Below are 18,394 nucleotides of genomic sequence, written 5' to 3' on the forward strand. Positions count from 1 at the left end.
GGAAGGTGGCAGAAACGTGCAGTGGACGAAACTGAGCGAACAACCTGTCTATGAGAACCGCTGGTTCCGGGTGAACCTCGCGGACGTCGAACTCCCGGACGGCCGCCACCTCGACCACTATCTGATCCGGCTACGCCCGGTCGCCGTCGCGACCGCCGTCAACGAGGCCAACGAAGTCCTCATGCTCTGGCGGCACCGCTTCATCACCGACAGCTGGGGCTGGGAGCTGGCCGCCGGTGTCGTCGAGGACGGCGAGGACATCGAGTCCGCCGCCGCCCGCGAGATGGAGGAGGAGACGGGCTGGCGCCCCGGCCCCCTGCGCCATCTCCTCACCGTCGAGCCGTCCAACGGCCTCACCGACGCCCGGCACCATCTCTACTGGGCCGAGGAGGCCACGTACATCGGCCCGCCCGAGGACGACTTCGAGTCCTCGCGGCGCGAGTGGATCCCGCTCAAACTGGTCCCGGACATGATCACCCGGGGCGAGATCCCGGCCGCCAACATGGCCGCCGGGCTGCTCATGCTCCACCACCTGCGGCTCGGATGACCGCACAGAAACGCCGAACGGCCCGTACCTGTGCGGGTGTACGGGCCGAACGGTGCGCGGCAGCGCGGGGAGAACGCTCGCAGAGCGTCAGGAGTACGGGTAGAAGCCCGAGCTGGTCTTACGGCCGAGCCGGCCCGCGTCCACCATCCGCTGGAGCAGCGGGGGAGCGGCGTACAGCGGCTCCTTGTACTCGGCGTACATCGAGTCCGCGATCGAGGCGATCGTGTCCAGGCCGATCAGGTCGGCGAGCTTCAGCGGGCCCATCGGGTGGGCGCAGCCGAACTCCATGCCGTTGTCGATGTCCTCGCGGCTCGCGATGCCCGACTCGAACATCCGGATGGCGGAGAGCAGGTACGGGACCAGCAGCGCGTTGACGACGAAGCCCGACCGGTCCTGGGCGCGGATCGCGTGCTTGCCCAGCACCTTCTCCGCGAAGGCCTGCGCCCGGCTGATCGTGCCCTCGGAGGTGGTGAGGGCCGGGATCAGCTCGACGAGCTTCTGCACCGGGGCCGGGTTGAAGAAGTGGATGCCGATGACCGAGTCGGGACGCGAGGTCGCCACGGCCAGCTTCACCAGCGGGATGGAGGAGGTGTTCGAGGCCAGGATGGCGTCCGGCCGGGTCATCACCTGGTCGAGCACCTGGAAGATCTCGGTCTTGATCTGCTCGTTCTCCACGACGGCCTCGATCACGAGGTCGCGGTCGGCGAACTCGCCAAGGTCGGTGGTGAAGCTGAGCCGCGCCAGCGTGGCGTCGCGCTCCTCCTCGCTGATCTTGCCGCGTTCGGCGGCCTTCGCGAGCGAGTTGTAGAGCCGCGTGCGGCCGATCTCCAGCGCCTCGCCGGTGGTCTCGGCGACCTTCACCTCAAGACCGCTGCGGGCACACACCTCCGCGATGCCCGCGCCCATCTGGCCGCAGCCCACCACTCCGACGCGCTCAATGTCGGCCATGGAGTCCGTCACCTCGTGCCTTTCGCTCTTCTCTGGCGGCGGGCCCGTGTGATTCCGGTGCGTCCGCCTCGACCCCACGACGTTACTCCGGATCTACCGATGATCGATCGGGCGGACGGGCATGCTCTGCGTGAACGGGTGTGACGTGTCCGACACGACAGGGGTGACATATGGGGCTGATCGGCAGAAGAGGGTTCGTGGCGGGCACGGCGCTGGTGGCATTCGCCACGACCGGAGCAGGCGGTGCGGGCGCCGCGGGCGCGACGACTGCCGCGAGTGCCGCGAGTGCCGGACGCGGGAATCGGCGGCCGGCCCGTGAGTTCCGCGGCACGTGGCTGGCGACGGTCGCCAACCGCGACTGGCCCTCCCGGCCCGGGCTCACCGCCGAGCAGCAGCGGACAGAACTCCTCGCCCACCTCGACACGGCCGTCGAGCGCCGGCTGAACACGGTGGTGCTGCAGGTCCGGCCGACCGCCGACGCCCTGTGGCCCTCGCCGTACGAGCCGTGGTCGCAGTACCTCACCGGGGTGCAGGGCCGCGATCCCGGCTGGGACCCGCTGGGGACGGCCGTCGAGGAGGCCCACGCGCGGGGCCTCGAACTGCACGCCTGGTTCAACCCGTACCGCGTGGCCCCTCACACCGATCCGGCCCTGCTGTCCGCGGACCACCCGGCCCGGCGCCACCCGGAGTGGATCGTCCCGTACGGCGGGAAGCTCTACTACAACCCCGGCCTGCCCGAGGTCCGCCGCTTCGTCCAGGACACGATGCTCGACGCCGTCCACCGCTACGCCATCGACGCCGTGCACTGGGACGACTACTTCTACCCGTACCCGGTGGCCGGGGAGGCGTTCGCCGATGACGAGGCGTACGCGCGGTACGGCGGGGACTTCCCGGACCGGGCGTCCTGGCGGCGCGCCAACATCGACCTCCTGGTCTCCGAGACGGCCGACCGGATCAAGGAGATCGACCGGCACCTGGACTTCGGGATCAGCCCCTTCGGCGTCTGGCGCAACGCGGCCACCGACCCCGAGGGCTCGGACACCTCGGCGGGCGCGCAGACGTACGACGATCTCTACGCGGACACCAGGAAATGGATCAGGGAGGGTTGGATCGACTACGTGATCCCGCAGCTGTACTGGAACATCGGCTTCGAGGCCGTCGACTACGCCAAGCTGTTGCCCTGGTGGGACGCGGTGGTACGGGACACCGGCACCGCCCTCTACGTCGGCGAGGCGCTCTACAAGTGCGGCGACTCCGCCCAGCCCGCCGCGTGGCAGGACCCGAAGGAGCTCTCGCGCCATCTGGCACTCGCCCGGCGGTACCCGACGGTCGAAGGGCACTGCTTCTTCTCGGCGCGGGAGGTCGCGTCGGACCGGATCGGGGCGATGGCGGCCGTCGTGGCCGATCACTACCCGACCGCGGTCCGTCCACCGCGCTAGGCGGCTCGGCTCACCCCGTCCCGGTTCGCGTGCTGTCGGGTCACGACTTCTCGTGGTGACGCACGACGGTGTCGGGGCCCGGTGACATCAGGGCCTCGTGACCGTCGTCGTCGAACTTGACACGGTACGGGGGATTGCCGTTCTCCCCCAGCACCTGAAGGACCTCGGCCGTACGGTCGTGCTGACCTACGGTCCGGCCGTGCACCAGCAGTTTGTCGCCCACGCTCGCTTGCATCGGGTGACCTCCTCGCGGCCGTGCTTGTCCTACTTCGGAGTCTACGTCCGCCATTGTGACCCGCATCACCCCCGCTGTCCTGTCAGCTCCTCGCGCGCTGGGTCGCCGCGATGCAGACGAGCACGGCGACGGCGGCGAGCGGCGCGGCGGGCGACAGGGACTCGCCGAGCAGTGTCACCGACCAGACCAGGGTCAGCAGGGGCTGGGCGAGCTGCAGCTGGCTCGCCTTGGGGATGCCGATGGCCGCCATGCCCCGGTACCAGACGTACAGGCCGAAGAAGGTGGAACCGGCCGCTACCCAGAGCAGTCCGACGACGCCGTGGACGTTCAGCCGGACGGGTTCGAAGGAGAGGGCGACGGCCGAGCCGGCGACCATCAGCGGCAGGCAGAGGATCAGCGCCCAGCCGATGACGTGCCAGCCCGGCATGAGCCGGGCCAGCCGGCCGCCCTCGGTGTATCCGGCCGCACAGACGAGGAGCGCGCCGAAGAGGTACAGGTCGCCGGTGGACAGGGCGCCGCCGCTCTGCTGGAGCGTGAAGGCGATGACGACCACCGCTCCCGAGACGGCCGCGATCCAGAACGTACGGGAGGGGCGGCGGCCGGTGCGGACGGCGGCGAAGGTCGCCGTGGTGAGCGGGAGCAGGCCGACGACCACGGCGGCGTGGGAGGTCGTGGAGGTCTGCAGGGCGAGGGTCGTCAGGAGCGGGAAGCCCACCACGACACCGCCGGCGACGACCGCGAGACCGGCCCAGTGGCGGCGCTCGGGCAGCGGCACCCGCAGGGCGAGCAGGAACGCTCCCGCGATGAGCGCGGCGAGCGTCGAGCGCACGGCGACCAGGGACCACGGGCCGAAGCTCTCCAGGCCCCAGGCGGTGGAGGGGAAGGTGAGCGAGAACGAGACCACGCCCAGCGCGGCGAGGAGCGTGCCCCGGGTCTGCGGGGAGATGGCGGAGGTGCCGGTGACCGCTATCGTCGTGACGGGAGTAGCGCTATCCTGTGCTGTCATGCACGAGCGTAGCAGTGTGGGCGAACTGGCGAACTGTCTGAGGGCGGAACTCAACCGCTACTCACCAGGAGGAAAGCTGCCGTCGAGTCGCGCCCTCGTCGAGCGCTACCGCGTCTCCCCGGTGACCGTGACCCGGGCGCTCGCCCAGCTCGCCGCCGAAGGCCTCGTCGTCACCCGGCCCGGCGCCGGGGCGTACCGGGCCGAGCCCCGTACGCCCACACCGGCCGTGGGGGACACCTCCTGGCAGGAGGTGACCCTGAGCGCGGACACCGCCACCGAGCTGGTCCCGCGGTCTGTCGACGCCTCCGGGGTCCTCGTGACCCTGTCGGCGCCACCGCCCGGCGTCGTCGAGTTCAACGGCGGCTATCTGCACCCCTCGCTCCAGCCCGAACGCGCGATGGCCGCCGCCCTGGCCCGCGCCGGCCGCCGCCCCGGCGCCTGGGGCCGGCCGCCCACCGACGGCCTGCCCGAACTGCGCGAGTGGTTCGCCCGCGAGATCGGCGGCGCCGCCACCGCCGCCGAGGTCCTCATCACCGCGGGCGGCCAGTCCGCGATCACCACCGCCCTGCGCGCCCTCGCCCCGCCCGGCACCCCCGTCCTCGTCGAGTCGCCCACCTACCCGGGCATGCTCGCCGTCGCCCGCGCCGCGGGCCTGCGGCCCGTCCCCGTCCCGGCCGACTCCGACGGAGTCCGCCCCGACCTCCTCGAAGCCGCCTTCCGGGCCACCGGAGCCCGGGTCTTCGTCTGCCAGCCGCTCTTCCAGAACCCGACCGGCGCCGTGCTCGGCACCGAGCGGCGCGCCGCGGTCGTCCGGATCGCCCGCGCCGCCGGCGCCTTCGTGGTGGAGGACGACTTCGCCCGCCGGCTCGTCCACGAGGACGCCGGCCCGCTCCCCGCCCCGCTGGCCGCCGAGGACCCGGACGGCGTCGTCGTCCACGTCTGCTCCCTGACCAAGCCGACGTCCGCGAGCCTGCGCGTCGGCGCCCTGGCCGCCCGCGGACCCGTCCTGGAACGGCTGCGCGCCATCCAGGTCGTCGACAGCTTCTTCGTCGCCCGCCCGCTCCAGGAGGCCGCCCTGGAGCTCGTCGGCTCGCCCGCCTGGAGCCGCCACCTGCGCGTCGTCTCCCAGGAGCTGAAGAACCGCCGCGACGTCATGACCGGCGCCCTCGCCCTCCACCTCCCCGAACTGGCCCTGCCCCACATCCCCTCCGGGGGCTACCAGCTCTGGCTCCGGCTCCCCGACGGCATCCCGGAGGCGGCGCTCGTCGCGGGCGCCCTGCGCGCCGGAGTCGCCGTCGCCCCCGGCCGCCCCTACTTCTGCGCCGAACCGCCCGCCGGCCACATCCGGCTCAGCTTCGCGGGCGTGGCCGGCCCCACCGAGATCGCGGAGGGCGTACGGAGGCTGCGGACGGCCGTCGACGAGCTCATCCCCTGAGACGGCCCGCAAATTGAACTGACAAGCGTCGCGGGGGCCTGGAAGCCTGCCCGTCATGAGCGACACGAACACCGCGCCCCTCCTCACGCACGGCGCGTACGAGATCTCCACCGACCCGGACCGCATCGACCGGGCCCGCGTCCACCACTGGCTCTCCACCGACGCCTACTGGGCGCTCGGCCGCCCGCGCGACAAGCAGGACCGGGCCATCGACGGCTCCCTCAACTTCGCCGCGTACCACCGCGAGACGGGGGAGATCGCCGCCTACGCCCGCGTCGTCACCGACCACGCCGACTTCGCCTGGCTCTGCGACGTCTACGTCGACCGGCCGGCCCGTGGCACCGGGCTCGGCACGGCGCTCGTGACCGCCGTACGGGACCACATGGAGCCGTACGGTCTGCGCCGCATCCTTCTCGCCACCGACGACGCGCACGGTGTGTACGAGAAGGTCGGCTTTGAGGCCCTGCGGAACCCGGACAAGTGGATGGCTCTCGGGCTCCACTGACCGGCCGAGCCGCGCACGCTCGTCGCCGGTCCCCGTCGGAGCAGCGCATATGCCCTCTTGACCTGCCGGCCTTTCGGCCTCACGATCGCGGCCATGGGTGTTCGGGTCACGCTCGTCGCGGCGGCGCGCAGCTCCTCCCTGCTCGCCGAGCGGTTCGACGACGACCGGCCGCTGGACGAGGCCGGCTGGTACGAGGTGCAGCTCGCCGCGCACTCACTGGTACCGCTCGGCGCGGCCGAGCTGCGCTACTGCTCCCCGACGCCCCGCAGCCGCGCCACCGGCGCGGCGCTCGGCTACGCCCCGCTCGCCCAGCCGGCCCTGCGCGACTGCGACATGGGCCGCTGGCGCGGACTGACCCTCGCCGAGGTCGCCGCCGTCGAACCGGCCGCCGTCGACGCCTGGCTGGCCGACCCGCGGACCGCCCCGCACGGCGGCGAGACCCTCCTCGCCTTCATCTCGCGCATAGGGGGCTGGCTCGACACCCGGCCCGCCGACGACGGCGCCATCGTCGCCGTCGCCGAACCCGCCGTCGTACGCGCGGCCCTGGTGTACGCCCTGAAGGCGCCGCCCGCCACGTACTGGAACGTGGACGTGCGCCCCCTGTCCACCGTCACCCTCACCGGCCGCCCGGGCCTGTGGCACCTCCACCTCCAGGCGGCGGTCGGCTAGGAGCGTCCGCGATCCCGGCCCGAGCGAGATCGCCGCCACGGCGCGGCCGGGCGGGCCTCGCCGACCGGCTAGCCTGAGAGCACGATGAACCGTTTGACCACGTCATGGGGCGAGTACTCGCTCACCCGATTCCCCGAGGACCCGCGCGACGCCCTCCGAGCCTGGGACGCGTCCGACGAGTACCTGCTGCGGCACCTGGCCGAGACGGACACCGACCTGTCCGGCGCCGTCGCCGTCGTCGGCGACCGCTGGGGCGCCCTCACCACCGCGCTCGCCGCCCGGCGGCCCGCCCCCCGGGAGCTCACGCAGATCTCCGACTCCTACCTCGGCCGCCGGGCGAGCGTGGAGAACCTGGCCCGCTCCGGGGCCGACCCGGACGCCGTCCGGCTGCTCACCACCCAGGACGCCCCGCCCGAGCGGATCGACGTGCTGCTCGTCCGCGTCCCCAAGAGCCTCTCGCTCCTGGAGGACCAGCTGCACCGCCTGGCTCCCGCCCTGCACGCGGGGACCGTGGTCGTCGGGACCGGCATGGTCAAGGAGATCCACACCTCCACGCTCCGGCTCTTCGAGAGGATCCTCGGCCCCACCCGTACCTCGCTCGCCGTGAAGAAGGCCCGGCTGATCTTCTGCACCCCCGACCCGGCCCTGGCGCGGGGGTCCAACCCGTGGCCGTACCGGTACGAGCTCCCCGCCGACACCGCGACCGTGGCCGGGCGGACCGTCGTCAACCAGGCCGGGATCTTCTGCGCCGACCGCCTCGACATCGGCACCCGCTTCTTCCTCCAGCACCTGCCGAAGGACCTCGGCCGCGCCCGGGTCGTGGACCTGGGCTGCGGAAACGGCGTGGTCGGCCTGGCCGTCGCGCTCGCCGAGCCCGAGGCCGAACTCGTCTTCGCCGACGAGTCGTACCAGGCCGTCGCCTCGGCCGAGGAGAACTTCCACGCCCACGCCGAGGAGGGCCGCAAGGCCGAGTTCCTGGTCGGCGACGGCACGGCGGACCTGCCGGACGCCTCGGTGGACCTCGTCCTCAACAACCCTCCGTTCCACAGCCACCAGGCCACCACCGACCGCACCGCCCGCAGGATGTTCACGGACGCGTGCCGGGCGCTGCGGCCGGGCGGCGAACTGTGGGTCGTGGGCAACCGCCACCTCGGCTACCACGTCACACTGCGCCGGATCTTCGGCTCCTGCGAACTGGTCGCGAGCGACCCGAAGTTCGTGGTCCTGCGGGCCGTCAAGCAGGGTGGCCCGAAGGGCGGCTGACCACGGATCAGCAGGCCGTGCTCATCGCGGGCAGCGGCCGCCACTGCACGGGCACGTCGCGCATGACCAGGACCGAATCGAGCTCCGCGCTCCCCGGAGGGAAGCGGTCCGGGTCGTCGAAGAAGCTGGAACGGGCCGAGGCCACCCGGCCCGCCTCGATCCGCCAGGCGTCCGTGTGCAACTGCATCCCGTCCAGGTGGGAGCCCGCGCCGGTCTCCGAGTACCCCTTGCTGCCGCCGCGGAAGAACGCCGACGCCTCGTCGAGGTCGGCGAACAGCTCACTGCCCTCCAGACTGCGGGTGATCTCGGCGGTCACGTCGACCCGCGTCCGCCCGTCGCGGGTCGCGAAAGCCACGCGCACGGTGTCGGCCGTCTCCCGTACGTCGAAGTCCGCGTGTCCGTGCTCGCCGGGGAAGACCCGGCCCCCGGCCCAGCGGTTGATACGGGACGCGGTGTCACGGCGCGGGATGTAGACCCCGGTCTCGACCCCGCCGGGACCGTCCCACTCGACGGCGATCCGGTGCGCCGCGTTCTCGCTGCGCAGACCCGCCACGGCCGGGGCCCACGCGGGCCGCACCTGGCCGAGGCGCAGCAGACAGATACCGGCGACGGCGTGCCCGCGGACCAGCTGCGGGCGCAGACCGCCGGGGAGGAGCCGGGCGGCCACCCCGGGCTCGACGCGGTAGTTGACGAGGAGCCGCCGCTCGATGACGCTCGCCAGCCGGGGTGGTCTCATGGGGTCCTCTCCTCGCGGCCGTTCACGCGCTTCCCCAGCTCCGCGAGCAGAGGACGATCCGGTACCCGTCCGGGTCCGCGACGGTGACACCGAACGCGTCCCAGTACGGGTTGTGCGCCGGCACCCGCGTCCCGCCCGCCGCCAGCAGTCGGTCCACCTGGGACTCCTCGACCGGGGCGCCCAGATAGACGACGAACAGGTCGTCGACCGTCGGGGAAGGCTCCAGCGGGTTCTCGGGGTCGTGGGTGAGCTCGAAGTGCCAGCCGCCGTCCGCCGGACCGACCATCACCAGGTCGTGCTTGCCGGACACGCGCTCCGTGGTCTTCCAGAGCACGTCCAGGCCGAGGCCCTCGACGTAGAAGCGCTCGGCGGCGGCGAGGTCACGCGAGGGCCGCGCGAGCCGTATGTGGGTCTGTGCGTTGACGATCACTCGTCGAGCGTAGCCGGACGTCTGCGAGGCCCGGCGCCTGGCTCACCCCTCCGGGAACGCCAGGGCGAGAGCGCGCAGCCGCTTCGGGTCCGTCGTGATGTCGAGGGCGACGATCCGGTCGTGGCGGATGGTGAACACCACCGCCGAGACCGGCCGACCTCCGGCGAAGGCCACGGCCCCGATCGCCCCGTCCACCAGTGCGGGCCGCGCCACCGGCGCCGTCCGCGAGAACGCCGCCGCGCCCTCGGCCACCGCGCCCGCCCCGCGGACCGGACCGCGCTCGGAGTAGGCCACGACCTCCGGGTCCAGGACGGCGGCCAGGGCGTGGGCGTCGCCCGTGCGGGCGGCGGCGAGGAACGTCTCCACGACCGCCCGCTGACGCCACGGGTCGTCCGCGGCCCCCGCCGCCCCGCCGCCCCGCACGCGCCGCCGGGCCCGGCGGGCGAGGTCCGCCGCCTCCTCCGTCGTACGGCAGGTGAGCCGGGCGACCTCGGGCAGGGGCAGGGCGAACAGGTCGTGCAGCACATAGGCGAGCCGCTCGTCGGGGCGGAGGGACTCCAGGACGGCGAACAACGCGAGCGACACGGAGTCCACGGCTCCGCCCGAAGCCCCCGCATATCCGCTCGCCGCCCCCGACCCCGCCCCCGACCCCGCCCTCGCTCGGAGTCTCTCCACGCACACGCGCCCGACCACCACCGACAGCCAGGCCTCGATCCCCCCGAGCCGGCCCCGCGCCTCAACCAGCGCCTCCTCGGCCTCCGCCGACGAGCCGAGCATCCGACGGGCGACGGCCAGCAGCCGCTCGTGGTAGACGTCGAACTGCCGGGCCGGAAAAGCGTGCTCGTGCATGGCCTCATCACTCCTCGCCGTATGGGTCGTATGCGTCGAAGCGATGACGCGCCCGGCGGCGGCGATGTGACAGAGGCGCGGGGTGCCAGGGCCGTCACCCGGAGGCGTTCCACCCCGGGATCGTCGGCAGCACCTTCTCGGCGACGCGGAGCAGCACCGCGTCGTCCGGCACCGCGCCGTCCGCGCGCCACAGGACGACCTCGAAGGAGCCGCCGCTGTCCTTCGCGTCCCGGGCCACGCTGAGGGCGCAGACCGGAACGCCGGGGCCGCTGGTGGCGTCGCTCCCGTCGAGGCGGAAGCTGATGCTGAGGGTGCGGTCCCAGTACAGGACCGCCGGTCTGCCCAGCACCGTCCGCTGCCGCGCGCCGTCCCCCAGATAGGCGGCGGACCCGGCCACCGGAAGACGGTCGTAGGTGGCCTTCAGCGTCACGGTGTAGGTCTCGAACTCGACCTCGGCCGACGGAGTGACGATCTCCTTGCCGCCGACAGGCCTGAAGGTGCCGGCGCCGCCCCCGGCGGTCTTCGCGATCTCGCCCGGCGTGCCGAGCAGCGCAGCGAGATCGGGCCGGTGCAGCGCCTCGCAGAGCTGCGCCCCCGAGACGCGCCCGGCCGCCTTCTCGGCTTCCGCGCCCGAGCACGTGGCAGGCCGCGGGGTGGCACTGCCCGAGGACGCCGTCTCCCCGAGCGTCCACAGACCGACACCGAGTACCGCTGTCAGCACCACGGCCGCGACGGCCTGCCCCCACGCGCCCGCGCCTCTTGGCAGCGTGTCGATGTCGTCGGCCATGTCCCCCGCCTGCTGTGATCTCCCGATACGTGCCCGGGGACCGTAACCCGTGATCATCGGCCGGACAAGGAGACAGGGGTGGGCCGCTGTCGCGGACTCGTGACGGACAAGAATATCCAACTCATTCATGTACACCCAGAATTGTCGCCTTCGGCGGGAAAAGAGATCGCCAATAGAGTGGGCCGGTCTCAAGGCGGAGGCCGCTGCCCGTATGCGGCTGAACGGTGCGCGGCGATGGATCCGCACCCGACATCGTCCGACGGGGACCTCGTCATCTACGACGACGAGCTGGGCAGGATCGGCCACCTCGCCTACCGGCTGCACAACAACCTGAAGGCCGACGGCAAGCACGCCGAGACCACGACCAAGGCCGCCGGCACGAGTGGGCAAGGCGCTGACCGCCGCATCGAAGGCCTGGGAGAAGCAGGTCGGAAGGATGACGCGTGGGTCGCCACCCAGGTCAGCGCGTCCAAGATTTCCGATTACTACGCCGTCCCCGATGAGGACGCGAAACCTCCGGTGCCGAAGGCGCAGGGCCCGATCATCTGATCTGTCCTCGTGCGCGCATCCACCCCCATCCTCACCTGGGCGAGGTGCACAGTGCTGGTGTTCCAACAGCGTCTCAATCTCAAGACGAAGCCGCTTGACTCGGCGATCGACGACTGGGTCACCATGATCAAGAAGCTCATGGAACTCGCCAAGGACGCCGAGGACATGGGCGCGTATGCGAGGGGGCGGCCTGGAAGGGTGAGAATGCCAACGTCACGAAGCCGTTCGTCACAAGGACGGCGGCGGAGGTCCAGGACGCGGTGATGCAGGCCGAGAGCGTCATCAATCTGCTCAAGGACGCCTACCGCGAGCTGACGAAGGCCAAGTCCGAACTCGAGGCGATTTACGAGAATCCGCCCCACGGCCTCGGAGTCGCCCCGGACGGGGTCATCACGCACCCGGAGGGCTCCAACGCCGCCCAGGGGGATGTCGACGTGCTTGTCAGGCGCTCTGTGCCTGGGGGCTGGCGGACCTAGGTGGCGGGCTCTGTCTGCAAGGTCCGTACCGACCCGAAGTGGGCGACCGCGCTGGTGCGGGCTCTGTTGGTCCTGACGAACCTCGAAGTCTCCCGGTGGCCGACGATCTTCGCCGAAGCGTGGCGGGCGCCGATGGTACCGGGCCTCCGTCCGCCGCCGGAGGGCGTTCCCCGGACGCCATCCTGGACGTGAGCCCCGGGATCACCTGGCGTTACCTCTGCTCTCTATCCGCAACGGCTCACGGCGTGGTAGGTTATAGGTCTACCACTAACGTAGGAGTGAAAGTGACAGTCAAGGAAGACACCGCCGCCCGCCGCGCCGCTGCCCAGCACGCCCTGGCCGAGCACCTGCGCCTCACTGCCGCAGGACGCACCGACGAGTGGGTGGAGCTGTTCGCCCCGGACGCGGTGCTCGAGTTCCCGTACGCGCCGGCCGGCGTGCCCAAGCGAGTGGTGGGGCGTGACGCACTGGTCGCGCACATGACGCACTTCCCCGAGAACTTCGACGTGGAATTCGTCGACCTGGTGTTCCACGACACGGTCGACCCGAGCCTCGTGATCGCCGAATTCCGCTCGAAGGGCACTGCGGTGCCGACCGGCAAGCCGTACGAGCAGACCTGCATCTCCGTCGTCCGGACCGACGAGAACGCGCGCATCACCCACTACCTGGACTACTGGAACCCGCTGGTGGCGATCGAGGCACTCACCCCCGAGGACGTGCCGTCCGACGCCGACCGTGGCGTGACTTTTGGAGGCTGAGGGCAGACATGTTTGACTGATACCCATGCCTGCCCCCGGTACCAGCACGAAGAGCGACGAACGACGTCGAACCATCGTGGCCGCCGCGATCGGTTGCTTCGCGCAAAAGGGCTTCTACGGGACGACGACGCATGAGATCGCAGACTGGGTCGGCATCTCTCAGCCGTATCTCTATCGCCTGTACCCGAACAAGGAAGCCCTGTTCGCGGCAGTGGTCGACCACGTATCCGTCGTCATGACCGAAACGCTGGTCGCCCACTCGCCCGCGCCGGGTGGCGCCGCGCCGGCGCCCGAGGCCGCGTTGGACGCGGCCCGCGGCGCCTACGCCGCGCTCGTCGCGGACCCGAACATCCTGCGTTTCCTCATGCACGCGAACTGCGCCGCCGGCGAGCCGCTGGTGGCGGACGCGGTGCGCCGCTGCTACGCCAAGCAGGTCGAGACCGTGCGGCAGCTGCTGGGCGACGACGAAGCCGTGCGGCGCTGGTTCGGTGCCGGGATGCTCGACAACGTGGCCGTCGTGCTGGGCCTGGCCGACATCGACGAGCCGTGGGCGCACGTCCTCACCGCTCGATGACCCGACACCGGCAGTTCGGCGACGACGGCCCCGAGCCTTCCTCGTAGGCCGGCTCGGCCAGCCGGTTCAGGACCCGTCCGGCGATCACGAGCGTCTCTCGCTCTGCCTGGACCTCCTGCAGCTGCATGGCCAACTCCGGAGCGAGCGTGTCCAGTTCACTCCGGCGAGCCGTGATCCGCTCCAGCTCCCGCATCCCCACGCCGCCCTCCCGGCGGTACCTGCCCGGTGACGGATCGTAGAAGCGGTACCGCGGCAAGCGCGGCAGAACCTGAGGACGCCCCCGAACGCCGTGTCAGGCGATCTTCGCCGTGGACACTGGCCGACGACCAGCGCGAGTAGCTCTTCCGGCCCTCACACCAGAGCCGTGACCAGCAACTTCACGATGCACACCACTCATTGCCGAGTTCCTCAGTTACCGCTCCTGGATAGGCGGCGGTGAGGCGCTCCTGCGCGGAGACCTCAACGGCGCGGTGCAGGGCTTCATCGGCGGCACGCCCTCCTACGCCGCCGGCGAGGCCGGCAAGCGCCTGGAGAAGGGTTCGATCCTGAGCGACGTGAGCGGGAAGCGCCATCGCCCCACGTTCATCAATACGATCGGCAAGTTCGGGGGAAAGATATTCGGCGCGCCGGTCGCCGTGGTGGCGACGGGAATCGACTTCTACTACACCCCGTCGAAGAAGGGGCCGGGCGAGACCTATGTGGACGCCCCGGCGGAACTGGGAAAGGTGAGGTACCGGTGAAGCGCTCCGCAGGCCCGAACCTGTGGCACTGGCTGCGCCCCCGGAGTTCGCGGACGTTCGTCCTCGGCCTCTGCCTGGCCGTCGGCGGCCTCGCCGGCGGGGTGCGCTCGGCGGTGGACGGCAAGGGGATCTGGACGGCCCTCGGTATCTTCATCTTCGGTGTGGGGGTTGTCGGGGTCACTCTCGCCGTTGCGTGGATCGTGACGTACGCGCGGGAGCGCTGAGCAGAAGGCTCGGGCGCGGTAATCAGGTTCGCGAGCGTCGTCGTTCCGTGATGCTCGCCCTGGCGGGACCTGCCGGACGAGCTGGGCTCGTTCCAGACCGCTCACAAACGGCTGCTCAGGCGGGCCGTGGACGGCACCTGGGAACGAATCCTCACCGCGCTCCTGGCAGCGGCCGACGGTGCGGACGACATCGGTTGGACGGTATCGGTGGACTCCACCGTCTGCCGGGCCCACCACCACGCCGCCGGAGCCAGGAAAAGGGGGCTCCCGATCGGGCCGAACCCGAGGACCACGCGCTCGGCCGCTCCCGCGGCGGTCTGAGCACGAAGGTCCACCTCGCCAGCGACGATCTCGTGGATCTCGCTGTAGGCGAGGCGGGAGTGGTCGTCGACGGCGGTGTGCAGGTAGCTGTAGCCGGCGTTCCTGCGGGTCTTGCGGCCCGCTTGCCGGCCCAGGGCCTTGTGCCCGCCGCCGTCGGGGATGTTGCCAGCTTCTTGATGTCGACGTGCACGAGCTCGCCGGGTTTCTCGCGTTCGTAGCGGCGTATGACGTGCCCGGTCGCGCGGTCGAGGTGGGTCAGGCGGGCCAGCCGGTAGCGGGTCAGGACGCGGTGGACGGTCGAGGGGACCAGGCCGAGCAGGTGGGCGATACGGGCCGGTCCCCAGCGGCGCGGGAGGCGGACCTTGATGATCCGGCGTTCGGTCCGGGTCGGTGTCCGGCGCGGCGTGTGATGGGGACGGCTGGAGCGGTCACCCATGCCCGCTTCACCCAGGGCGCGGTAGCGGTCGGCCCATCGCTGGGCGGTGGTCGGTGAGACCTGGAAGCGTTCGGCGGCCCGGCGCAGGGGCCAGCCGTCCTCGACCACACAGCGGGCCAGATGCAGTCGGCCGGTCTCGGTCAGGGGTGCATCACGGTGGGGCACGAGGGCCTTTCGGCCAGGTGTAGACGTCGCAATCCATTCGTCGACCCTTGACGGCCTCGGTCTCCTGTCCCAGACCCGGGTGCACAGCAGGCGTCTCAGCTCTCGGCGGGGGCGGCGGACGGGTCTGCTTGCCGGGAATCGGATCGCCATCAACGGGGTTGGTGGGGGACGAGCCGTTACTGGAGGGGTCATGCGAGCGATTCAGGTGTACGAAGTGGGCGGTCCCGAGGTGCTGCAGGAGGCCGAGGTGGACCAGCCGCGGCCGGGTCCGGGCGAGGCGGTCGTGGAGGTCGCCGCATCCGGGGTCAACTTCCTCGACGTCTACCACCGCGAAGGCCGGTACAGTCTCCCGCTGCCCTTCACCCCGGGCGCTGAGGGCGCCGGCACGGTCGTCGAAGTTGGACCCGGCGTCGCTGACGTCGCAGTCGGGGACCGGGTCGGTTGGGTGGAGATTCCCGGCACGTATGCCGAGCGGGCCGTCGTGGACTCCTCCCGGCTGGTGCCGCTGCCCGACGATATCGGCTTCGAGACCGCCGCCGCCGTGCTCCTCCAAGGCATGACCGCGCACTATCTCGTCAAGGACGCCTACCCGGTTCAGGGGGGCGACACGGTGCTTGTGCATGCGGCTGCTGGTGGCATGGGGCTGCTTTTGACCCAGCTCATCACCCATCTCGGCGGCAGGGTGATCGGCACGACGTCGACCACGGCGAAGGCCGAGCTGGCGAAGCGTGCCGGGGCCGCTGAGGTGATCCTTTCCTCCGCGGTCGACGATCTCGCAGCCGAGGTGAGGCGGCTCAACGGCGGTCAGGGACTGCCGGTTGTCTTCGACGGCGTCGGCGCGCACACCTTCGATGCGAGCCTCGCCAGCCTGCGAGCCCGCGGCCATCTCGTGCTCTTCGGCGCGGCAAGTGGCGCCGTGCCTCCGTTTGATCCGATTCGGCTCGCCCACGGCGGTTCGCTGACCCTGATCCGGCCCAGCCTCGGGGACTTCATCGCCGATCGGTCCGAACTGCTCCGACGGGCCGCCGATGTGTTCGAGTGGGTGCGCTCCAACGCGCTTGAGGTCACCGTAACGGGCCGCTACGCATTGCCCGAGGCCGCCCAGGCCCACAGCGATCTGGAGGCTCGGCGTACCACCGGCAAGCTGCTCGTCATACCCGATGCGGCCGCTATGGGACGCCGCGAGGAGACGCAGAGCTGATCGCGGGTGACGAGGTCGGGGATCTTGGAGACTGAGATGTCGAGGGCATGGCCGACCGTCATCGCCAAGATCCCCGACAGCGTCAGGCACTCAGCAGGCCAAGATCAAGTTCTGGCGGGTTTCTGGCGTATCCGGGTCACACCCCTTCAAGATCCCTCAGCCGAGACCTGGCTCACCCGTCCACAACCTCCCGGGACAGAACATCTGGGCGACGTTCACTCGGCGGCCCCTTGCCGGTGACCACCGCGCACCGCCACTCGCCGTCTACCGCCAGGAAGTCGACATCTGTGACTGAGCTCTTTCAGAGTGGCCACTGATCGAGTGACCCGCACCGGATCGGGATGAGGACCGCAACGTACAAGGCTCCCGCACCGTTGAGAGAGGTGTTGGAAGTCTCAACCCATCGGCACCTGAGCCCTGTTGGTTCCCCAACCTGCCGCACTTGACCTGCCTCATGCTCTGGTCGAGTGGGTATCGATGCTCATCGTCACCCGTGAGGAAGGCCGACGCTGCAAGCTGCCGCCCCACCAGCGTGCAGTCGTGGGCCTGGTCTACCTTCGCCGGCACGACACGCTCGCGCGTCGCCGCCGGCTTCGGTATATCCGTCGGCACCGCCCACGCCTACGTCAAAGCCGTCGTCCAGCACCTGTCCGGCCGGGCACCCGGCCTTCTGCGTGTCCTGCGCGAGACAGATCCTGATGACGTCCTGCTCGACGGGACGCTCGCCGAGTGCGACCGCGTCGGCGACAGCCGGGCCGACTTCTCCCAGAAGCACCGCCGTCACGGCGTGAACGTACAGGTCGTAGCCGACCCCTCGGGCAAGCTGCTGTGGATCTCGCCCGCGCTGCCCGGCCGTACCCATGACCTGACCGCGGCCCGCACCCATCGCATCATCCGGATCTGCGAACGCCAGGGCGTTCCGATCCTCGCCGACCGCGCCTACATCGGCGCCGGCCCCTGGGTGACCACACCCATCAGACGGCTCCCGAACCGGGACCTCACCACGACCCAGCGGACGGTCGACCGGGCCCTGTCAGCGGCACGAGCACCGGTCGAACGCGGCATCGCGCGACTCAAGTCCTGGCGGATCCTCCGCAAAGCCAGGTGGGGCGCCGCCTCATGACCAGACGAGCCGCCCTTCGGAGAATTTACAGACTGGGTAGCTTCCCTCGGCGATCTTCGTCAGCATCTCCGCTACGGAGTCGAAATACTGGGCCATCGATTCGTACTCTCCCGTGACCGTGACGTCACCCACGAACCACCTGCCGACACGCCCGTCCCGTACGTCGATGAACTTTCCCATCCAGCCGTCCTGGTCCGACAGGAACGGGATCCACTCATTGCGCCAGAACGGGTTGTCCGGCTGGTCCGGAGGGTCGAATCCACAGGACGTGGAGCGGTTCGCGTACAGCCTCTCTATCGCTCGGATGCCCAGAAAGAAGCTTCCCTCGTCCGGGAACCCGTCGAAGCCGCAACACATCACGTCGTCGTCTCTATCGGGGAGATCCAGACTGTTCTGCAGCAGCCACGTCCGCAGATCCTCAGGGAGCGAGACCCCCATCCGTTCCTCGGCGGCCGCGAGCGTCTGCTCAGTAGCGGGCCCTGGCAGGTCCGCGTGATCGGCCGGCGCGTGCTGCCGAAGAAGAGTCATCACGCGGGACCAACTCTCAGCCACACTCATCGTCCTCCGCCCTCTCTGCATGGATGCCTCCGTCCGACTGCTCCACGACGGAGGTTGCGAAGTGCCGACCGGAGAACCGTGCAGGGATGCTACTTCGAGCGTGCCTCCCGCCCCTCCCCACGACCGTCTTCCGACCCAAGGCACAGTGCCGGCTCCTCAGCGCGGTGGCCATCCGTCAAACGGCCGCTTGCCCAGGCCGTCGGGTACACAGACCGAGCCGCCATGCTCCTGCGCTTCCTTGCCGACCTCCTCTCGGACTCTCCGAGCCAGTTGACCGGAGCCCGCTCACCCCCACGCCATGACGTCAGTCGTCCGTGCCGCCCTCACCCTGGAGGGACGAAGCCGAAAACGCTTACTGAGCGCTCTAGTTGGCCTTCGGCCAAGTCGGTGCTCAGCCGGCGGCGCCGGGCCGGAGAGCTT

Annotated in this window: 22 protein-coding genes and 3 pseudogenes; 15 read left to right on the forward strand and 10 right to left on the reverse strand. The window is 70.8% G+C overall.

The window, feature by feature from the left end; translation table 11 throughout:
• The first annotated feature begins 16 nt into the window (after positions 1–16).
• A complete protein-coding gene (locus FDM97_RS12130; protein WP_175439100.1) occupies positions 17–547 on the forward strand; it encodes an NUDIX hydrolase in 531 nt (176 codons plus the stop codon).
• Positions 548–634: 87 nt separating this feature from the next.
• Here FDM97_RS12130 and FDM97_RS12135 read toward each other — a convergent pair whose 3' ends face one another.
• Positions 635–1,495: a 3-hydroxybutyryl-CoA dehydrogenase gene (locus FDM97_RS12135; protein WP_137990421.1), complete on the reverse strand. Its 861-nt coding sequence runs from the start codon at positions 1,493–1,495 to the stop codon at positions 635–637.
• Positions 1,496–1,665: 170 nt separating this feature from the next.
• On the opposite strand from FDM97_RS12135, the gene FDM97_RS12140 reads away from it, so the two are divergent.
• Entirely contained in the window at positions 1,666–2,934 is a 1,269-nt protein-coding gene (locus FDM97_RS12140; RefSeq protein ID WP_137990422.1) for a glycoside hydrolase family 10-like protein, read from the forward strand.
• Positions 2,935–2,974: 40 nt separating this feature from the next.
• On the opposite strand, the gene FDM97_RS12145 is transcribed toward FDM97_RS12140, so the two are convergent.
• Positions 2,975–3,169 carry a DUF1918 domain-containing protein gene (locus FDM97_RS12145; RefSeq protein WP_137990423.1) on the reverse strand — a complete coding sequence of 65 codons (195 nt, stop codon included), beginning with the start codon at positions 3,167–3,169 and terminating at the stop codon, positions 2,975–2,977.
• An 82-nt stretch (positions 3,170–3,251) separates the two neighbouring features.
• On the reverse strand, positions 3,252–4,175 hold the full coding sequence (locus tag FDM97_RS12150) for a DMT family transporter (RefSeq protein ID WP_137990424.1): 924 nt from the start codon (positions 4,173–4,175) through the stop codon (positions 3,252–3,254).
• On the opposite strand from FDM97_RS12150, the gene FDM97_RS12155 reads away from it, so the two are divergent.
• From FDM97_RS12155 to FDM97_RS12170, 4 genes are all read left to right on the forward strand, one after another.
• Complete coding sequence (locus FDM97_RS12155) at positions 4,174–5,610, forward strand: aminotransferase-like domain-containing protein (RefSeq protein WP_137990425.1); 1,437 nt, start codon at positions 4,174–4,176, stop codon at positions 5,608–5,610. The genes FDM97_RS12150 and FDM97_RS12155 overlap by 2 nt on opposite strands.
• A gap of 55 nt (positions 5,611–5,665) precedes the next feature.
• Positions 5,666–6,115, forward strand: a complete 450-nt coding sequence (locus tag FDM97_RS12160; protein ID WP_137990426.1) for a GNAT family N-acetyltransferase — start codon at positions 5,666–5,668, stop codon at positions 6,113–6,115.
• A 93-nt stretch (positions 6,116–6,208) separates the two neighbouring features.
• Positions 6,209–6,784, forward strand: coding sequence for a histidine phosphatase family protein (locus FDM97_RS12165; protein ID WP_137990427.1), 576 nt, complete (start codon positions 6,209–6,211; stop codon positions 6,782–6,784).
• 84 nt (positions 6,785–6,868) lie between these two features.
• Positions 6,869–8,047 carry a methyltransferase gene (locus FDM97_RS12170; RefSeq protein WP_175439101.1) on the forward strand — a complete coding sequence of 393 codons (1,179 nt, stop codon included), beginning with the start codon at positions 6,869–6,871 and terminating at the stop codon, positions 8,045–8,047.
• Positions 8,048–8,054: 7 nt separating this feature from the next.
• Here the strand turns inward: FDM97_RS12170 and FDM97_RS12175 are convergent, their stop codons facing one another.
• From FDM97_RS12175 to FDM97_RS12190, 4 genes are all read right to left on the reverse strand, one after another.
• On the reverse strand, positions 8,055–8,783 hold the full coding sequence (locus FDM97_RS12175; RefSeq protein ID WP_137990429.1) for a DUF2071 domain-containing protein: 729 nt from the start codon (positions 8,781–8,783) through the stop codon (positions 8,055–8,057).
• Between the two features lie 22 nt (positions 8,784–8,805).
• Entirely contained in the window at positions 8,806–9,213 is a 408-nt protein-coding gene (locus FDM97_RS12180) for a VOC family protein (RefSeq protein ID WP_137990430.1), read from the reverse strand.
• Positions 9,214–9,255: 42 nt separating this feature from the next.
• Positions 9,256–10,062, reverse strand: coding sequence for a sigma-70 family RNA polymerase sigma factor family protein (locus tag FDM97_RS12185; RefSeq protein ID WP_137990431.1), 807 nt, complete (start codon positions 10,060–10,062; stop codon positions 9,256–9,258).
• A 94-nt stretch (positions 10,063–10,156) separates the two neighbouring features.
• On the reverse strand, positions 10,157–10,849 hold the full coding sequence (locus tag FDM97_RS12190; RefSeq protein ID WP_137990432.1) for a DUF6215 domain-containing protein: 693 nt from the start codon (positions 10,847–10,849) through the stop codon (positions 10,157–10,159).
• A 234-nt stretch (positions 10,850–11,083) separates the two neighbouring features.
• On the opposite strand from FDM97_RS12190, the gene FDM97_RS12195 reads away from it, so the two are divergent.
• The 4 genes from FDM97_RS12195 to FDM97_RS12215 all read left to right on the forward strand — a co-directional run bounded on the left by FDM97_RS12195 (position 11,084) and on the right by FDM97_RS12215 (position 13,206).
• On the forward strand, positions 11,084–11,398 hold the full coding sequence (locus FDM97_RS12195) for a hypothetical protein (RefSeq protein WP_137990433.1): 315 nt from the start codon (positions 11,084–11,086) through the stop codon (positions 11,396–11,398).
• Between the two features lie 263 nt (positions 11,399–11,661).
• A complete protein-coding gene (locus tag FDM97_RS12200; RefSeq protein WP_137990434.1) occupies positions 11,662–11,874 on the forward strand; it encodes a hypothetical protein in 213 nt (70 codons plus the stop codon).
• Positions 11,875–12,158: 284 nt separating this feature from the next.
• A complete protein-coding gene (locus FDM97_RS12210; protein WP_137990436.1) occupies positions 12,159–12,632 on the forward strand; it encodes a nuclear transport factor 2 family protein in 474 nt (157 codons plus the stop codon).
• Between the two features lie 25 nt (positions 12,633–12,657).
• Complete coding sequence (locus FDM97_RS12215; RefSeq protein ID WP_137990437.1) at positions 12,658–13,206, forward strand: TetR/AcrR family transcriptional regulator; 549 nt, start codon at positions 12,658–12,660, stop codon at positions 13,204–13,206.
• On the opposite strand, the gene FDM97_RS12220 is transcribed toward FDM97_RS12215, so the two are convergent.
• On the reverse strand, positions 13,193–13,399 hold the full coding sequence (locus FDM97_RS12220; protein WP_137990438.1) for a hypothetical protein: 207 nt from the start codon (positions 13,397–13,399) through the stop codon (positions 13,193–13,195). The two genes, FDM97_RS12215 and FDM97_RS12220, sit on opposite strands and share 14 nt — an antisense overlap.
• Positions 13,400–13,676: 277 nt before the next feature.
• On the opposite strand from FDM97_RS12220, the gene FDM97_RS12225 reads away from it, so the two are divergent.
• The 3 genes and pseudogenes from FDM97_RS12225 to FDM97_RS12230 form a co-directional block, all read left to right on the forward strand.
• Entirely contained in the window at positions 13,677–13,946 is a 270-nt protein-coding gene (locus FDM97_RS12225) for a hypothetical protein (RefSeq protein WP_137990439.1), read from the forward strand.
• Entirely contained in the window at positions 13,943–14,170 is a 228-nt protein-coding gene (locus FDM97_RS35755; protein ID WP_175438978.1) for a hypothetical protein, read from the forward strand. Before FDM97_RS12225 ends, FDM97_RS35755 begins: the two co-directional genes overlap by 4 nt.
• Before the next feature lie 57 nt (positions 14,171–14,227).
• A pseudogene (locus FDM97_RS12230) lies at positions 14,228–14,550 on the forward strand (transposase family protein); the annotation flags it as partial.
• On the opposite strand, the pseudogene FDM97_RS12235 reads toward FDM97_RS12230, so the two are convergent.
• Positions 14,479–15,092, reverse strand: a pseudogene (locus FDM97_RS12235) (helix-turn-helix domain-containing protein); the annotation flags it as partial. The pseudogenes FDM97_RS12230 and FDM97_RS12235 sit on opposite strands and share 72 nt — an antisense overlap.
• A gap of 190 nt (positions 15,093–15,282) precedes the next feature.
• Between FDM97_RS12235 and FDM97_RS12240 the strand changes: the two are divergent.
• Complete coding sequence (locus tag FDM97_RS12240) at positions 15,283–16,293, forward strand: quinone oxidoreductase family protein (RefSeq protein ID WP_137990440.1); 1,011 nt, start codon at positions 15,283–15,285, stop codon at positions 16,291–16,293.
• A 420-nt stretch (positions 16,294–16,713) separates the two neighbouring features.
• Positions 16,714–17,416 (forward strand): annotated as a pseudogene (locus tag FDM97_RS12245) (transposase).
• Here FDM97_RS12245 and FDM97_RS12250 read toward each other — a convergent pair.
• On the reverse strand, positions 17,411–17,974 hold the full coding sequence (locus FDM97_RS12250; protein WP_137990441.1) for an SMI1/KNR4 family protein: 564 nt from the start codon (positions 17,972–17,974) through the stop codon (positions 17,411–17,413). The pseudogene FDM97_RS12245 and the gene FDM97_RS12250 overlap by 6 nt on opposite strands.
• Positions 17,975–18,394 lie beyond the last annotated feature (420 nt).

The sequence above is a fragment of the Streptomyces vilmorinianum genome, from assembly GCF_005517195.1.
Lineage (GTDB): Bacteria > Actinomycetota > Actinomycetes > Streptomycetales > Streptomycetaceae > Streptomyces > Streptomyces vilmorinianum.